The 16,371-nt window shown below is 66.2% G+C and carries 17 protein-coding genes and 1 tRNA gene; 4 read left to right on the top strand and 14 right to left on the bottom strand.

Annotated elements, in window-relative coordinates; genetic code table 11:
* Positions 1-367 precede the first annotated feature (367 nt).
* Positions 368-1,168 carry an SDR family NAD(P)-dependent oxidoreductase gene (locus DRB17_RS00825; RefSeq protein ID WP_114580266.1) on the bottom strand — a complete coding sequence of 267 codons (801 nt, stop codon included), beginning with the start codon at positions 1,166-1,168 and terminating at the stop codon, positions 368-370.
* Positions 1,169-1,672: 504 nt separating this feature from the next.
* Between DRB17_RS00825 and DRB17_RS20795 the strand changes: the two genes are divergently transcribed.
* The gene (locus tag DRB17_RS20795; RefSeq protein ID WP_277738556.1) at positions 1,673-1,798 is read left to right on the top strand and encodes a hypothetical protein; all 126 of its coding nucleotides are present in this window, start codon (positions 1,673-1,675) and stop codon (positions 1,796-1,798) included.
* 37 nt (positions 1,799-1,835) lie between these two features.
* Here DRB17_RS20795 and DRB17_RS00820 read toward each other — a convergent pair whose 3' ends face one another.
* Together DRB17_RS00820 and DRB17_RS00815 are read right to left on the bottom strand one after the other, a co-directional pair.
* Positions 1,836-2,801, bottom strand: a complete 966-nt coding sequence (locus DRB17_RS00820; RefSeq protein WP_114580265.1) for a calcium/sodium antiporter — start codon at positions 2,799-2,801, stop codon at positions 1,836-1,838.
* A gap of 39 nt (positions 2,802-2,840) precedes the next feature.
* On the bottom strand, positions 2,841-3,284 hold the full coding sequence (locus DRB17_RS00815) for a DUF2267 domain-containing protein (protein ID WP_114580264.1): 444 nt from the start codon (positions 3,282-3,284) through the stop codon (positions 2,841-2,843).
* A gap of 200 nt (positions 3,285-3,484) precedes the next feature.
* Here DRB17_RS00815 and ftsH point away from each other — a divergent pair, with 200 nt between their 5' ends.
* The 3 genes from ftsH (at position 3,485) to DRB17_RS00800 (ending at position 6,567) form a co-directional block, all read left to right on the top strand.
* Complete coding sequence (gene ftsH / locus DRB17_RS00810) at positions 3,485-5,425, top strand: ATP-dependent zinc metalloprotease FtsH (RefSeq protein ID WP_114580263.1); 1,941 nt, start codon at positions 3,485-3,487, stop codon at positions 5,423-5,425.
* Between the two features lie 107 nt (positions 5,426-5,532).
* Positions 5,533-5,617, top strand: a tRNA-Leu gene (locus tag DRB17_RS00805).
* A 155-nt stretch (positions 5,618-5,772) separates the two neighbouring features.
* A complete protein-coding gene (locus DRB17_RS00800; RefSeq protein ID WP_114580262.1) occupies positions 5,773-6,567 on the top strand; it encodes a DUF2189 domain-containing protein in 795 nt (264 codons plus the stop codon).
* On the opposite strand, the gene DRB17_RS00795 is transcribed toward DRB17_RS00800, so the two are convergent.
* From DRB17_RS00795 to folK, 11 genes are all read right to left on the bottom strand, one after another.
* A complete protein-coding gene (locus DRB17_RS00795; protein WP_114580261.1) occupies positions 6,564-7,874 on the bottom strand; it encodes an NAD(P)/FAD-dependent oxidoreductase in 1,311 nt (436 codons plus the stop codon). The two genes, DRB17_RS00800 and DRB17_RS00795, sit on opposite strands and share 4 nt — an antisense overlap.
* 10 nt (positions 7,875-7,884) lie before the next feature.
* Positions 7,885-8,676, bottom strand: a complete 792-nt coding sequence (gene recO, locus DRB17_RS00790) for a DNA repair protein RecO (protein WP_206607741.1) — start codon at positions 8,674-8,676, stop codon at positions 7,885-7,887.
* A 49-nt stretch (positions 8,677-8,725) separates the two neighbouring features.
* On the bottom strand, positions 8,726-9,670 hold the full coding sequence (gene era, locus DRB17_RS00785) for a GTPase Era (RefSeq protein WP_206607740.1): 945 nt from the start codon (positions 9,668-9,670) through the stop codon (positions 8,726-8,728).
* Positions 9,667-10,374 carry a ribonuclease III gene (rnc, locus tag DRB17_RS00780; protein WP_114580260.1) on the bottom strand — a complete coding sequence of 236 codons (708 nt, stop codon included), beginning with the start codon at positions 10,372-10,374 and terminating at the stop codon, positions 9,667-9,669. The genes era and rnc overlap by 4 nt, the downstream gene beginning before the upstream one ends.
* Positions 10,364-11,095, bottom strand: a complete 732-nt coding sequence (gene lepB / locus DRB17_RS00775; protein WP_114580259.1) for a signal peptidase I — start codon at positions 11,093-11,095, stop codon at positions 10,364-10,366. Before lepB ends, rnc begins: the two co-directional genes overlap by 11 nt.
* Before the next feature lie 27 nt (positions 11,096-11,122).
* Positions 11,123-11,530 (bottom strand): holo-ACP synthase, encoded by a 408-nt coding sequence (gene acpS, locus DRB17_RS00770; RefSeq protein ID WP_114580258.1) that lies wholly within the window; start codon positions 11,528-11,530, stop codon positions 11,123-11,125.
* A 4-nt stretch (positions 11,531-11,534) separates the two neighbouring features.
* The gene (locus tag DRB17_RS00765) at positions 11,535-12,293 is read right to left on the bottom strand and encodes a pyridoxine 5'-phosphate synthase (RefSeq protein WP_114580257.1); all 759 of its coding nucleotides are present in this window, start codon (positions 12,291-12,293) and stop codon (positions 11,535-11,537) included.
* Positions 12,293-12,883 (bottom strand): DUF2062 domain-containing protein, encoded by a 591-nt coding sequence (locus DRB17_RS00760; RefSeq protein ID WP_114580256.1) that lies wholly within the window; start codon positions 12,881-12,883, stop codon positions 12,293-12,295. Before DRB17_RS00760 ends, DRB17_RS00765 begins: the two co-directional genes overlap by 1 nt.
* Positions 12,884-12,919: 36 nt before the next feature.
* Positions 12,920-15,064, bottom strand: a complete 2,145-nt coding sequence (locus tag DRB17_RS00755) for a RelA/SpoT family protein (protein WP_114580255.1) — start codon at positions 15,062-15,064, stop codon at positions 12,920-12,922.
* A 136-nt stretch (positions 15,065-15,200) separates the two neighbouring features.
* Positions 15,201-15,662 (bottom strand): DNA-directed RNA polymerase subunit omega, encoded by a 462-nt coding sequence (gene rpoZ, locus DRB17_RS00750; RefSeq protein ID WP_114580254.1) that lies wholly within the window; start codon positions 15,660-15,662, stop codon positions 15,201-15,203.
* A 62-nt stretch (positions 15,663-15,724) separates the two neighbouring features.
* A complete protein-coding gene (folK, locus tag DRB17_RS00745; protein WP_114580253.1) occupies positions 15,725-16,249 on the bottom strand; it encodes a 2-amino-4-hydroxy-6-hydroxymethyldihydropteridine diphosphokinase in 525 nt (174 codons plus the stop codon).
* Positions 16,250-16,371: the final 122 nt, after the last annotated feature.

Raw genomic sequence — 16,371 nt, 5'->3', positions numbered from 1 at the left:
AACAGCCTGCCGTCACAGCAAGGGGTGGATCAGGCAAAAGCAAGCGGCGCAGCCGTTGGGGTGTCTCTTCTCCAAGTGCCGGTTTTCCGCGCTTTATGGCGTGTTCCCGACAGCAGCCGAAAAATGCCCTGCGTGTGTCACAGTGCAGTCCCGGCACCTGAGGGTAGGTTCTGGACATGCGGCTCCCGCCCCGCCAGGGGAGCCCGCTGACGGGAAGCGAGCAAGAAGCTTTGTCTTTACCGTCCCGCCGCGGCGGCTGCGCCCGCCGGCCCCTCGCGCCCGCGCCAAAGTGCGCGGAACCCCCGCCGATAAGGCGTGGCCGCCGCGGCTTCTATTCCCTTCCCTGGCACGTCCCGGAAACCGCGGATCAGGCGAACTTTCCCGTGATACCGCCGTCGACTACGAGTTCGGTGGCGGTAACGTACTTCGCCTCGTCGGACGCCAGGAACAGGGCCGCGTATGCCACATCCCAGGCATCCCCCATGCGGCCCATCGGGCACTGCTGGTCGCGGATCTCGATCATTTTCTCGATGTCGCCGGCGGCGTAGACCTCTTTCAACGGCTCCACGATCATCGGGGTATTCATCAGGCCCGGCAGGATGGAGTTCGCCCGGACGCCATCGCTCGCGTACTGCAGCGCGACCGAGCGGGTGAATTGCAACGCGCCCGACTTGCTGGCCGAATAGGAGATGTAGGGCACGCCGGTCCAGCGGATGCCGGCGATCGAGGAGACGTTCACGATCGCCCCGCCCTTCTGCTTCTGCATGATCGGCAGGACGTATTTACAGGTCAGGAACATCGATTTCAGGTTGACGTTCATCACCCGGTCCCAGGACTCCTCGCTGGCTTCGACGGGCCCGCCGACCTCGACGATGCCGACGTTGTTGTGCAGCACGTCGACGCGGCCGAAGTGCCCCACCGTGCGGTCGACGACGGACTTCACGTCGTCGTGATTGGCAACGTCGGCGCGGATTGCCAGGGCATCATGTCCCTCTTCCCGGATGATGCCCGCCGTCTCCTCCGCCGCACTCTCGTTCAAATCGACGCAGACCACCCTTGCGCCTTCGCGGGCGAAGAGGACCGACGCCGCCTTGCCGTTGCCCCAACCCGGCCCGGACGAGCCCGCACCCGTCACGATGGCGACCTTATCCTGTAAGCGTCCGGCCATGTCTTCCTCCTGGACGTTGTTGTTTCGACCTGCTTGACCTTGCCGCGCGATGTGATGCCAGAGGGCGAGAAGAAGCGCCAGCCGGCGGGCGCAAGGCCATTCGGGAATTCGCAGGAAAGCAGGAAAATATCGAATAAGGAAAGGCCGGGCCGCCGTACTGTGTGGGGTGGGGTGGCGGCCCGGCCGTCGACTGGTGCATTCGCCGAGACGGGGGATTGGGGTGCGGACGTCAGCTTTAGAGCACCAGCCGCTCCGTCTCTCCTTCAAGCGGGCCGCCCACAAGTGTGTGGGGTGAAGGGGCGCCCCGCCCAGGCGTGGTAAATGCCTTCGAACCAACGCCTTAACAGTTTCTAGTAAATGTCAGCAGAGGTGATTCGCTGCAAGTCACATTGCTGTAACGGAACCGTGAGCCAGGTCTTGATTTCGAAGTTCATTTAAACCAAATCCGGCACATTGTTTCGAAAAGTGCGACAATCCGACGTAAACCGCGACGGGAGGCTCGCCATGAAACGCCTCAAACGCGCCAACCGCGACAAGGCCCACAGGCAGGCGGCGCGGGGCCATCGCAAATCCTCGCCACCCAAGTATCGCCACCAGTCGTTCTTCACCGGCGGCAAGTGCCGGTTCTGAGGAGAACCCGTGGATCGGCGCGCGCGTTGACTGCTTCTCAAACTGGCACTCCGGCGAAAGCCTGCCAGGCGATATAGGCGCCGAACCCGGCCACGAGGAGAATTCCCTCGCCCCGGGTCAGGCGCCAGCCCGTCATGGCCAGTGCGATCAGTCCGGCGGTCACGAGCGACATCAGCCAGATGTCGAACGCGGCAATGTCGGCCGGCACGTCGATGGGATGGACAAGCGCTGTCACCCCAAGGATACCCAGGATGTTGAAGATGTTGCTGCCGACGATATTGCCGACGGCGACGTCCGCATGACGCCTGAGCGCGGCCATGACCGACGTGACGAGTTCCGGCAAAGATGTGCCCACCGCCACGATGGTCAGTCCGATCACGCTCTCGCGCACCGACAGCAGCCTTGCCAGGGCGATCGCTCCATCGACCAGGAAGCCGGCGCCAAGCACCGTGACGGCAAGGCCGCCGCCGAACCATAGCGCGCTGAGCGGCAGCGCAAGGCGCCCGCTATCCGCCGCAGCCGCCTCTCGCGCATGCAACTCGGCCGAGGGGATGTCCCGTCCGCGCTCCAACCGATAGGTAAGCAGGACAAACCCGGCCAAGGCGGCCAGGAAAACCAGGCCCGCAACGGTGCCGACACGGCCGGATACGATTACGGCATGGCCGGCGACGGTGGCCAGGGCCAGCATCGTCGCATCGCGCTTGAACGCCACCGGGTCGCAGCGCAAAGGGCTTATGATCGCCGCAAGCCCCAGGATCAACAGGATGTTCGCAATGTTGCTACCGACAACGTTGCCCACCGCGATCCCTGGCGAGCCAAGGCGCGCGGCTTCCAGGCTGGTCACCAGTTCTGGCGTCGAGGTGCCGAACCCGACAAGGGTCAGTCCTATCAGAAGCGGCGAAACGCCGAGACGCCGGGCCATGCCCACCGCCCCACGCACCAAGCCCTCGCCTCCCGCGACGAGAAGGGCCAGCCCGACGAGCAGATCGACCGCTGTCACCATCCCGGTTGCTCACGCCCCCTTGATTCGGCGGGTATCAGTCTAACCCGCCGCCGTGGCGCCCGGCCACATCTGCCGGACCTCCTTGGGCATGCTGTGGATGATGGAGTCCACCTCGCCGCCGGTGATGTGCCGGGCGATCACGGCGAAGGCGGCGCGGGTCGCCTGCTCCACGTCCATATCCGGCGCGTCGCGCAGCCGCTCGCGGACATGGCCGAGAAACTCGTCCCGGTGGCGCATCTTCACCGGCGTGCCGGCCGGGTGCCAGCCCTCGTAGTAGAAGCCGCGCACCAGCATCGGGAGCTGCGCGCCCAGCTTCGCCGCCTCGTCGACCGTCAGACGGTCGCGCAGGGCGTGCAGAACCGCGCGCAGCACGCGGTAGGCCCGCTGCCGGTCGTCGCTGTCCATCACTTCCATCAGATCCTTTAACCAGATATTCGTCTTGTGATGCGTTTCGTCGAAGACGCGCAGGCTGTTGGTCGACATCGCCGTGACCCCCTCAAAGTGGCGGCTCGCCTATCGAGTCCAACGCCTGCGCGGGCGAGGCGTTCCGCCCGCCGGGCCCTGTGAGCGACCCGTGCCACGCACTTGACGCCTTTGGTTTGATAACCACTTGGCCGGTAAGCGATATTCAAACATTGACCGCGGGCATTGCCCGCGTGGACCACCCAAGCCAAGCTGTCGATATGCCCGATCATTTCCGCAAGTTCCTTCCCTGGATCATCCTTGGCCTCGTCGTCGCCATGTTCCTGTCGCTGGGCCAGGGCTTCGGCGAGCAGAAAAAGGGGAACGAGGTCAGCTACTCCCAGTTCCTGCAGCGCGTCGAATCCGACCGGGTCGACAGCGTGACCATGAAAGGCAACGCCATCGAGGGTCGCCTGAACGACGGCACGCGGTTCAGCACCTTCGCCCCCGACAGCGCCAAGCCGGTCGAGAAGCTGCGCCAGCACGATGTCCGCATCCAGGTGCAGCCGAGCGAGTCGGGCGAAACCACGGTGTGGAGCATCCTCATCTCGTGGTTCCCGATGCTGCTGCTGATCGGCGTAGTGATCTATTTCATGAGTCGGGCGCGCAGCGGCGCCGGCGGGGCAATGCAGTTCGGCAAGTCCAAGGCCAAGATGCTGACCGAGGACAGTCGCAAGGCGAAGTTCGAGGACGTCGCCGGCATCGACGAGGCCAAGCAAGAACTTGAGGAAATCGTCGACTACCTGCGCGACCCCGGCAAATTCCAGCGCCTGGGCGGCGAGATTCCGCGCGGCATGCTGCTCGTGGGGCCGCCGGGCACGGGCAAGACGTTGCTGGCCCGCGCCATCGCCGGCGAGGCGGAAGTGCCGTTCTTCACCATTTCCGGCTCGGATTTCATCGAGATGTTCGTCGGCGTCGGTGCCAGCCGCGTGCGCGACATGTTCGAGCAGGCGAAGAAGAATTCGCCCTGCATCGTCTTCATCGACGAGCTGGACGCCCTGGGCCGCAAGCGTGGCGCGGGCCTCGGCGGCGGCAACGACGAGCGCGAGCAGACGCTGAACCAGCTCCTGGCCGAAATGGACGGCTTCGAGAAGAACGAGGGCGTGATTATCGTCGCCGCCACCAACCGTCCCGACGTGCTGGACCCTGCCCTGATGCGCCCCGGCCGTTTCGACCGGCAGGTGGTTGTGCCGAACCCGGACGTGCTGGGCCGCGAGCAGATCCTGCGGGTGCACGTGCGCAAGGTGCCGCTGTCCCCGGACGTGGACCTGAAGGTGATCGCGCGCGGGACGCCCGGATTCTCTGGTGCGGACCTCGCCAATCTGGTGAACGAGGCCTCGCTGATCGCCGCGCGCGCGACCAAGCGCGTAGTCACCCAGCGCGACTTCGAGATGGCGAAGGACAAGCTGCTGATGGGCGCGGAGAAGCGCTCGATGGTGATGGACGAAGAGGAGAAGGAGCGCACTGCCTATCACGAAGCCGGCCACGCGCTGGTGAGCCTCTTTGTGCCGGGTAACGACCCGCTGCACAAGATCACCATCATCCCGCGCGGCCAGGCGATGGGCGTCACCATGGCGCTGCCGGAGAAGGACCGCTACGGCTATCAGAAGAATGAGATCACCGCCCGTCTCGCGATGATGTTCGGCGGCCGTGTCGCCGAGGAGATCATCTACGGCCACGAGGACGTCACCACCGGCGCGGGCGACGACATCAAGAAGGCGACCGAGCTGGCCCAGCGCATGGTCACCGAATGGGGCATGAGCGAGCGGCTCGGCCCGCTGCGCTATGCCGGCAACGATCAGGAGGTGTTCCTGGGCGACCAGCTCACCCGCGAAAGCCACGTGAGCGAGCATACCGCCCGCCTGATCGACGAGGAGGTCCGCCGCCTCATCGACGAGGCCGAGAGCCGCGCCAAGGAAGTGCTGGGCAAGCACCTGGACGACCTGCACCGCCTGACCAAGGCGCTGCTGGAGTATGAGACGCTGGGCTCGGAGGACGTGCAGAAGGTGCTAAAGGGGGAGGATCCCGGCCACGGCGACTCCGGCACACAGAAGCCAGACACGGCCAAGTCCTCCGCTTCCGTCCCCTCTGCCGGCAAGGGCAAGCCCCGCGACGAAGGCGGCACCGGCGGCGACTGGGAACCGGAACCGCAGCCGACGTAACGCCAGTCGTCACCGGGAGGGCGCGCCCTCCAAGTTTTCCCCTTCGCCTCCGCCCGCCTGAGTTGCTATACGGACTCCGCGCGGAGTTATTTGGCAGACACATCGTCGCGGGCGTGGCGGAACTGGTAGACGCACGGGACTTAAAATCCCGGGGCCTATGCCGTGGGGGTTCGAGTCCCCCCGCCCGCACCAACACTCACCTCTCCCACTCCCGCAATCGTGTTCGGCGGTGAGACGACAATGCGGTCTCATAAGCGTACCATTCTTGAGAGTGACGGGTTGCGTTTTCCATCGAATCCGTCAGAGGCGCGAAGCCGTGTTCGAGCGACGTCTTCAGGAGGTGCGCCATGGCGAACCAGACGACTGTCGAGGGTGCGCGCGCGGGGCTCGACCATCCGGAGGTGCGGCACATCGGGGTCGCCGATCTCAGGGATGCGCTGGCGAAGGGCATCGACGACTTCCGGTCGAAGCCCAGCCATATCGTCTTCCTCTGCATCATCTATCCGCTGGTAGCGCTGTTCGCGAGCCGGCTGACGTTCGGCTATCAGGTTCTCCCGCTGCTGTTCCCCCTGGTCGCCGGCTTCGCCCTGGTCGGCCCGCTGGCAGCCATCGGGCTTTATGAGTTGAGCCGGCGGCGCGAGGCCGGGCTGGAGATTTCCTGGCAACACGCGCTGGGCGTCGTACGCTCGCACTCGATCCGCGCCATCGTTGCGCTGGGTCTTGTGCTCGTGGCGATCTTCCTGGCCTGGCTCGTCGTGGCCTGGGGCATCTACGCGATAACGCTGGGCGGGACGCCGCCGACCTCGGTGGGTCACTTCGCGGCGCAGCTCTTCACCACCGGCGCCGGCTGGACGCTTATCGTCCTCGGCAACGGCGCCGGCCTGTTGTTCGCGATCCTGGTGCTGACCATCAGCGTTGTATCGTTCCCGATGCTGATCGACCGCGACGTCAGCGCCATGACGGCTGTGCAAACCTCCATCCGCGTGGTGCAGGCGAACCCGAGGACGATGGCGGGCTGGGGATTGATCGTTGCCGGCAGCCTGGCCGTCGGCTGCATACCGTTCTTCGTCGGCCTTGCCATCGTGATGCCGATATTGGGGCACGCCACCTGGCATCTCTACCGCAAGGTGGTGGAGAGTTAGGCGCGGTCAGGACGCCGCGCCTGAAATCGGTCCGCGCGAAATGGTGTCGGATCGACCGCGGGATCGCGATCGAGGACGAGATCCCGCACCATCTCTCCGGTGCGCGCGGACAGCATGAGCCCGCAGTGCCCGTGGCCGAAGGCGAAGACGGTATTGTGGAAGTGGGGCGCGCGAGAGATCACCGGCATGCTGTCCGGCATCGACGGCCGGTGGCCCATCCAGCGGCTCGAATCCCGGTCCGTGAGATCGGGAAACCAACGCTGGGCGTTACGGAGCAGAACGTCGGCCCGGCGCCAGTCCGGCGGCGCCTCCAGCCCACCAAGCTCGACTGTGCCGCCGATACGAAGGCCGGCGTCGATCGGCGTGCACACCATGCCGTGCTCCGTCGAGAACACGGGCGTGCGCGGCCGCGTCTCGGGGTCGTTCAGCGTCAGGTGATAGCCGCGCTCGGTCTCTAGCGGGACATCGCATCCCAGCTTGCGGGTGAGCGGTCGCGACCACGCGCCGGCGGCAATCACGAGGCGGTCGAAGGCGTGCCGGCCCTTCTGCGTGACCACGGCGCTCGGCCCCTCGGGCCCGATCTCGAAATCGCCCACCTCCTCTCGCAGGATACGGCCGCCGCGCTGGCGAAAGGACCGGGCCAGCACGCGGACCAGCTTGTAGTTGTCGCTGGCATAGCAGACGTCCGGGTAATACACGCCCTTGTGAAAGCGGTCGGTGTCGCCCAGCGCCGGCTCAAGCTGCCGAAGTTCGCCGCCATCCAGCACGTCGACCCGCACGCCGCGGCGGCGCTGCAGTTCCAGGCTGCGGCGATAGGCGCGGAAGCCCCGCTCCGTCTCGTAGACACAGAGCCAGCCGGTGCGGCGCAGCATGTCGGGCTCGCCGGCCTCCTCCAGAAGCGGTTTGAAAGCGTCGATAGCGCCGTCCAGCAGATCGGCCAGCGCCTTCGAGATACGCTCGACCTCGGCCGGACGGGCGGCCTTCAGAAAGCGCCAGAGCCAGGGGAAAAGCTGCGGCACGTAAGACCAGCGGATGGCCAGCGGGCTCAATGGGTCCATCAGCATGCGCGGCAACTGCTTCAACACCCCCGGCGTGGCGATGGGCACCACCGAGTCCTCGCCGATGATCGACATGTTGCCGTAGGACGCGCCCTCGCCCGGCGCCTGCCGGTCCAGCACGGTGACCCGCGCACCCTCGCGCTGGAGCTGCAAGGCGGCGCAGATGCCGACCACACCGGCGCCCACGACGACAACCCTGGGCCCGTCGCCGGTATCGTTATCCTGGGAGGTTCTGCCCTGCCGCGCCATGTCAGCGGTGTTAGTCCATCCCCGCCGGGCGATCAACCGAATCGGTTTCCCCGTCGCTACCTGCCTTGCTACCGCTGCCCTCGCCCAGTGCCCGCTCGAAGCGCTCGGCCAGCCGGTGGCGCGCAGCCGGCAGGTCGCGATCGGCGGGATGGAAGATGTGCCGGCCCAGGAAGAAGCCGGTCAGCCGCAGACCCTGCGCCACTTCCCCCGTGCCGCCGCCGCCATAGCCGACCAGGAAGCCCGGCAGCGCCAGCAGCTTGTTGCGATACGGCTCGCCCGCCGACAGCGACACCGCCCGCCCGGTACGCGGGCTGACATAGGCCAGGCGGTCGTTGCCGCCGCCGGCGCAGCACGAGAGGTCGAGCGCGAAGCCAAGCTCGCCCAACAGGAACATCTCCCAGTGCACATAGGCCTCGGCCCAGTGCTCACCCTCCAGCGCGGCCAGCAGCGCCTGCGTGCCCTCGAAGGCTGCAGGATGCGCCTCGCGCTCCGGCAGGGCATGCTGCGCCACTGCAGCCATGGCGGAGAGCGCCACGAGCCGGTCGGGCCGGTCCATCAGGCGCGCGATGGGTGTTTCCACCACCTCGCAGCTGTACTGGCCCAGATGGTCCGCCAGCCGCGCCCGCCAGCTTGCCTGGACAAGGTTCCCCGGCTGGTATGTCCCCTGCGCCCGCCGCGACTGGCCGCCGCGCACGAGGCCCGCGTGGTGCCCGTGCTCGCGCGTCAGCAGGTGCACGACGGTGGCATCCTCGCCGTGCGGGGTGCTGGAAAGGACGATGCCGTCGTCCTGCCACTCGATCATGTGTTAGAGATGGCGCGAAAAAAGGGCGCTGTCGAGCGGGAGCGACCGCTCACACATCAAACTCCAGTCCCCAGTCGCGATAGCGCTCGGGGTCGTCGGTCCAGCGTTCGCGCACCTTGACGAAGAGGAACAGGTGGACCGGGCGCTCCATCTCCTCGCTAAGTTCGCGCTGCGCGGCCTCGCGGACCTTGCGGATCATCTGGCCCTGGCGGCCCAGGACGATACGCTTCTGCGCATCGCGCTCGACGTAGATGGTTTGCTCGATGCGCGCGCTGCCGTCGTCGAACTCTTGCCAGTCGTCGGTCTCCACCGTCAGAGAATACGGCAGCTCTTCATGCAGGTTCAGGAACAGCTTCTCGCGCGTGACCTCGGCGGCCAGCAAGCGCATGGTCAGGTCGGAAAGCTGGTCCTCGGGATAGAGCCACGGCCCTTCCGGCATCCGCTCGGCCAGCCAGTGCTTCAGGTCCGCCACGCCATCGCCCGTTTCGGCGGAGATCATGAAGATGCGCTCGAACACGCCCTCGGCGTCAAAGCGGGCCGCCAGTTCCAGCAGCTTGTCGCGGCGGATGCGGTCGATCTTGTTGAGCGCGAGCGCGCATGGCCGGTTGATGCGCTTCAGCTTCTCGACGATGGCCAGCGTATCCTCGTCGACCTTCTTACGCGCGGCGTCGTAGAGCAGCACGACGACGTCCGCGTCCTCGGCGCTGGTCCAGGCCGCGTGCACCATCGCCCGCTCCAGCCGCCGCTTGGCCTGCGAGAAGATTCCCGGCGTATCGACGAAAATGACCTGCGCGGGCCCATCCAGGGCGACGCCGCGCACGCGGGCGCGCGTCGTCTGCACCTTGTGCGTCACGATGGAAACCTTGGCGCCCACTAGGTGGTTCAGCAGGGTCGATTTGCCGGCATTCGGCGCGCCGATCAGCGCGACAACGCCGCAGCGCGAGCCCTCGGCACCGGCAGGCATGGATTGTGACGTGTTGGCGTTTTCGGTCATTTTACCTCGTTCGCGCGCAGCATATCCAGGAGACGCCGCGCCGCCTCCTGCTCGGCCAGGCGCTTGGAGCGCCCCTCGCCCGTCGCCGGTTCGGCGCCCTGGACCTCGGCCGCGACGGTGAAACGCGGGTCGTGTGGCGGCCCCTCGCGCGACACCTCGCGGTAGCTTGGCAACGGCAGGCCACGGCCCTGCGCCCATTCCTGCAGCGCGGTCTTCGCGTCCTGCGGCGGCTTGCGGTCCTGGGCCAGCAGCGGTTTCCAGCGCGGCCGCACGAAGGCGTCCGCCGCTGCCAGGCCGCCATCGCGGTACAGTGCGCCGATCACCGCCTCGCAGACATCCGCCAGCATCGCCGGGTTCTCCCGCCCGCCGCCCTCGGCCTCGCCCTTGGAAACCAACACAAATTCGCCAAGCCCAAGGCCGCGTGCCACCTCGGCCAACGTCTCGCGGCTGACCAGCACGGCATGACGCCGCGCCAGAGCGCCTTCCGGCTCGTCCGGGAATGCATCGATCAGCATGTCCGCCACAATGAGCCCAAGTACACGGTCGCCGAGAAACTCCAGCCGTTCGTAGCTGGCGGCTTCGGACTTGCGGACGCCGGCGGCGCTGGAATGCGTGAGCGCCCGGCGCAGCCGGGCCGGATCGCTGAAGACATATCCGATACGCTCGGCCAGACGCGTTTCCGGCGCCGCGTTCCTACCCGACATCGTCCAGAAGCCGGCCGAAGCGGACCGATGCCGGCCAAGCCCAGATCTCCCACAGGGAGGCGGAGCCGTCGTGCGAGAAGAAGATGAACTCGGCGCGGCCGACGAAGTTCTCGTACGGCACATAGCCGACGCGCGACAGCGCCCGGCTGTCCTGGCTGGAGTCCCGGTTGTCGCCCATCATGAAGTAATGCCCTTCCGGGACAGTGTAGACGGGCGTGTTGTCATAGAACTGATGGTCGCTGCGCTCACGGATCAGATGGGTGACGCCGTTTGGCAAGGTCTCCCGGTACAGCGTCGCCGTGGCACCGTCGGGCTGGTCGGCCACTTCCTCGCGCTTCACCGGTTCGCCGTTGATGTGAAGAATGCCATCGACCACCTGGATGCGATCGCCCGGCAGCCCGACCACCCGCTTGATATAATCCGTACTGTTGTCCGTCGGCAGCTTGAACACGGCCACGTCGCCCCGCTCCGGCCCGTCGCCCATCACGCGGCCGTCGAACAGCGGCGGGCTGAACGGTAGCGAGAAGCGGCTGTAGCCGTAGGAATACTTGGAGACGAAGAGGTAGTCCCCGACCAGGAGCGTCGGTATCATCGAACCGGACGGGATACTGAATGGCTCGTAGGCGAACGTCCGGATGACCAGTGCGATCAGCACGGCATAGACGACGGTGCGCACGGTTTCTCCGATGCCACCCTTCTTCTTGGCTGTCGCTTTTGTCATTGAATCCATTGTTTTTCCAGCATTGTGTCACTCGGCCGAGGGAACGGCGGAGATGATGACCACCACCTGGGCGAGTGGCGGTTCGTCGGTGATCGTTACGTCGATCTGCGGTGCCATGCCCACGGGCGTCATAGCGCGCAGGCGCTCGGCCGCGCCAGCCGTGAGTTCCATCGTCGGCCGGCCGCTGGGCAGGTTGACGACGCCCATGCTGCGCCACGACACCCCCTGGCGCGGCACGCCCGTGCCCAGCGCCTTGGCACAGGCCTCCTTGGCGGCGAAGCGCTTCGCATAGCTGGCGGCGCGGTTCAGCCTTCGCTCGGACTTCGCCTGCTCGACCTCGGTGAAGACGCGCCGGATGAAGCGGTCGCCGTAACGCTCCAGCGAACGCTCGATCCGCCGGATGTCGATAATATCGTTGCCGATTCCGAGGATCATCGCGTCACGCGGTCCGCGCCGCGCGGGCGTCGTCCATCAGAGCGCGCATGCGCTTCACCGCGCTGTCCAGGCCGGAGAAGATGGCCTCCCCGATCAGGAAGTGGCCGATATTCAACTCCACGATGGTTTCGATCTCCGCAACCGGGGTGACGGTATCGAAGGTGAGGCCGTGCCCGGCGTGGCATTCCAGGCCAAGGCGCTCGGCCTCCGCCGCCGCGGTGACGATACGCCGGAGCTCACGCTGCGTCTCGCTGCCGCCGTAATCGCCGAAATACGCTTCGCAGTAGGCGCCCGTGTGCAGCTCGACGACCGGCGCGCCGACGGCGACGGCGGCCTCAAGCTGGCGCGCTTCCGGCTCGATGAACAGCGAGACGCGGATCCCGGCCTCGCCCAGCCGGGCCACGAGATCGCGCAGCGCCTTGCGATTGCCGACGACATCCAGGCCGCCCTCGGTCGTCCGCTCCTCTCGCTTTTCGGGGACGATGCAGGCCGCATGTGGGCGATGACGCAGGGCGATGGCTGCCATCTCGTCCGTCGCCGCCATTTCCAGGTTCAGCGGCAGCGAGATCTCGTCCGCCAGACGCTCGATGTCGGCGTCGGAGATATGGCGGCGGTCCTCGCGCAGATGGGCGGTAATCCCGTCGGCCCCGGCCTGCGCGGCCAGCCTTGCCGCGCGCACCGGGTCGGGATGCGGCCCACCGCGCGCGTTGCGGATGGTCGCAACGTGATCGATGTTGACGCCAAGGCGCAGCGTGCGCGCCATTATCCCTCTCCCTCGGTCTTGTATGCGGCCGTCTTGCGCTGGCGCCGCAACTGCCGCAGCCGTGCCCCACGCTCGCGGCGGGCGCGCCGGGCCGACTGATACCGCTGTACGGCCTTATAGCACGGCCAGAAGAAGATGAACCAAGCAACAATTGACGTTGGCAGGCCGCCGATGACCATAGGATAGAGGACTTCCCAGGGATGGTCGAATATCCACGTCAGCGACAGGTCCACGGGCAGCGCCGCACCGTTGCCCTGCCCCAGGATCCAGCGGCCGAGAGTGAAGATCCACGACCAGATGAAGGGAAACGTCCAGGGATTCCCCACCGTCGTCCCGATAGCCGAGGCGATCACGTTGCCGCCCATCAGCACGGCAAGACCCGCCCCCATGACGAAATGCAAGCCGATGAACGGGGTGAAGGACACCGCCGCGCCGCAGGCAAAGCCGGCGGCGATGCTACTTGGCGTTCCCGGCAGGCGCCGCACGCGGTGCGCCACGTATTTCGCGGCACGCCTGATCCCCGCCCGCGGCCAGATCAACTCCCGCACGCGCTTCCATGTCGGTAGCCGGTACCGCCGCCCGAAAAGCATTGCGCCCGCCCGTTCAATTCACGCCTTCAACCGGCACTACCCCCGTGCCCGTTCCACCGAGGTAATCACTGGCGTCGCCCGCAGCGCTGCCATCACGTTCGTCAGGTGTTTGACGTCGGCAACCTCCAGGTCCACCAGCAGCTCGAAAAAATCGCCCGATCTGTGGGTTATGCGCAAGTTGCTGATGTTGGCCTTGTTGCGGCCGATTACCGTGGATAGCGAGCCCAGGCTGCCCGGCTCGTTCGCGACCACGAGATGCAGGCGGCCGGTATACTGATCGCCGGTCTCGTCGACGTCCCAGGCCAGGTCGATCCACCGTTCCGGGGTGTCCTGGAAATTGTCGAGAGTATCGCAGTCGATCGTGTGCACCGTCACGCCCTTGCCGGTCGTGACGATGCCGACGATGCGCTCGCCCGGCAGCGGATGGCAGCAATGCGCGAAGTGGACCGCCATGCCGGGGATCAGGCCCTTGATCGGCACCGCGTTCTCGCGCTTGCCCGACTTGCCCCGGGCACGGCCGATCGGCACGACCTTGCGTTCCTTGCCGTCCTCCCGGCTGCCGGGGAAAACGGCGTGGACGACCTCGCGCGCGGTGGCGTTGCCCCGGCCGACCAGGACATAGAGGTCGTCGACGGCTTCGCACTTGAACTTCTTCAGGACGTTGGCAAGCGCCTTTTCCGTGAACTCGTAGCCTTCCTGCCGGAACGCCTTCTGCAGCATCTGGCGGCCCAGCTCCGAGTACTGCTCACGTTCGCGCATGCGCACGAAACGCCGGATCCGGGCCTTCGCCTTGCCGGTAATGACGAACTTTTCCCAGTCCGGCGACGGCGTCTGGGCCTTCGAGGTGACGATCTCCACCTGATCGCCGTTCCGAAGCCGGGTCTTCAGCGGTACCATGCGCCCGTTGACGCGTGAACCGACGCAGGTATCGCCCACCTCGGAATGGACCGCATAGGCGAAGTCGACCGGCGTCGAGCCGCGCGGCAGGGCGATCAGGTCGCCCTTCGGGGTGAAGACGAACACCTGGTCCTGGAACATCTCCATCTTGGTGTGTTCCAGGAACTCCTCCGGGTTGGAAGCATGTTCCAGGATATCCAGCAGTTCTCGGACCCAGCGGTACTGCCGGCCATCCATCATGGGTGTCGCGGGCTGCTTGTAGATCCAGTGCGCGGCGACGCCGTACTCCGCCACCTCGTGCATCTCGCGGGTACGGATCTGCACCTCGATGCGCTGACGTTCCGGGCCGATCAGGCCAGTGTGCAGCGAACGGTAGCCATTTGGCTTGGGTGTCGAGAGGTAGTCCTTGAAGCGCCCGGGTACCACCGGATAGCGCGAATGCAGGACGCCCAGGGCGTGGTAGCACTCCGAGAGACTGTCCACGACGATGCGGAAGGCCATGATGTCGGAAAGCTGCTCGAAACCGACATCCTTGCGCTGCATTTTCCGCCAGATGGAATAGGGCGTCTTCATGCGCCCGGTCACCTCGGCGTCGACGCCCTCGGCACGCAGCCCCTCCTGCAATTCATCGATCACGCGCTGCTCAAGCGCGCCGCCGCGTTCCTGCAGGAATTCCAGGCGCTTGATGATGGATTCCCGTGCCTCGGGATGCAGTTCCTTGAAGGCGAGGTCCTCAAGGTCGTCCTTGAAGTGCTGCATGCCGATGCGCTCGGCCAGCGGCGCATAGATCTCCATCGTCTCGAGCGCGATGCGGCGCCGCTTGTCGGCCGACTTCACGTAATGCAGCGTCTGCATGTTGTGCAGGCGGTCGGCCAGCTTCACCAGCAGGACTCGGATGTCCTCCGACAGTGCCAGCACCAGCTTGCGGAAATTCTCGGCGTGGCGGCTCTGCTCCGACTGTAATTCCAGGCGGGAAAGCTTGGTGACACCGTCGACAAGGCGCGCCACGTCCTTGCCGAACAGCCGCTCGATATCCTCGATCGTGGTGTCCGTGTCCTCGACCGTATCGTGCAGCAAGGCGGTGATGATCGAGGCGGTGTCGAGCTTGAGCGAGGTGAGGATGCCCGCGACCTCGATCGGGTGGGAGAAGTAGGGGTCGCCGGACGCGCGCGTCTGCGAACCGTGCGCCTTCATGGCGAAGACATACGCACGGTTCAGCGCATCCTCGTCAGCCTGTGGGTCGTAGGCCTTTACCCTCTCGAGTAATTCGAACTGACGGATCATCTCGCCTCACCGCCGCGGCGACCGGCGGGCGCCTGCAGGAACCATTCCCTACATAATGTACGAACGCCTCCGGCCAACGCCAAGCGGTGCGGCGCCGGCAATCCCGCAAAGCATCCAAGATTGCCGCGAAAGTCCCCTATTCTTCCGTCTCGCTCTCCGACTCCCGGGCGGCCGCCTCGGCGTCGGCCTCCGCCTCGCGCTCGGCGATCTCTTCAAGCGATTCGGAGCCCTCTCCCTCACCCGCGGCCTCGGCACTCTCGCCGGCGGGCTGGGCGCCGCCCTGCAGGCCCTCGGCGGCCATCCGGGCGCTGGCCTCCAGTTCGCCCTCCAGGGCGTCGAACTCGGGCAGGTCTTCCTCGGAGTCGTCACGGGCGACGAGCTTCTGCTGCCGCTGGATCAGGGAGTCCTCCAGTTGCTGGAAGTCGACCCGTCGCTCGGCGATCTCGCGCAGTGCGACAACGGGGTTCTTGTCATTGTCCCGGTCCAGCGTCAGCGGCGCGCCCGACGACACGTCGCGGGCGCGGCGAGCGGCGAAAAGGACCAGCTCAAAGCGGTTGGGGACCTGTAGGATGCAGTCCTCGACAGTAACGCGCGCCATGGTTTCTCCTGCGGGAAAGCGTCACGAAGCTGACGCACTTATAGGCATCGCCCGGCTGCCTTTCAAGGGCAGCCGCCCTTTCGCGAGCCTTCCGGCAACGGGTTGCACACCTGGTCTTGCGAAAGCCGGCGAAGCAGCTCCTGAATTGTGGCACCGGATACGGGATGGCGCCAATCCGGGGCCAGTTCGGCCAGCGGCTTCACCACGAACGCGCGGGATTCCATACGCGGATGGGGCAGCCGAGGCCAAGCGTCGGGCCCGCTGACCCGGCCATGGTAGTCGATGAGATCGAGGTCCGCCGCGCGCGCGGCATTCGCCGTCCCGTCACGCACCCGGCCAAGTAAGGCCTCGATATCGTGCAGCGTCCGCATGAGAGCGCCGGGGGCGAGGTCCGTTTCCAGGCTGGCGACGGCGTTCACGAACCACGGCTGGTCCGAGGCCGGCACCGGCGCGCTCTCGTACCAGCGAGATCGGCCCGTAACGGCGATTCCCCGAGCCTGTAGTCCCGCGAGCGCGCATTCCAGCGTGGCGCGCGGGGGGCCGGCATGTTCGGAGGGCAGATTGGCGCCCAACGCGATGATTATCATATGGCTTCGCCCTACAGACCTTTCCTTCGTTCGGCCACGGCTTGCATACCTGCCTTATTACCTTTAATCAGCACAAGCACGGGCTTTATGGCTCGTGGAACGGCATCGCGGCCTCCAATGGC

It is taken from the genome of Ferruginivarius sediminum (assembly GCF_003344765.1).
GTDB classification, from domain to species: domain Bacteria; phylum Pseudomonadota; class Alphaproteobacteria; order Kiloniellales; family Rhodovibrionaceae; genus Ferruginivarius; species Ferruginivarius sediminum.
This window is presented reverse-complemented; position numbering and strand designations above follow the sequence as displayed.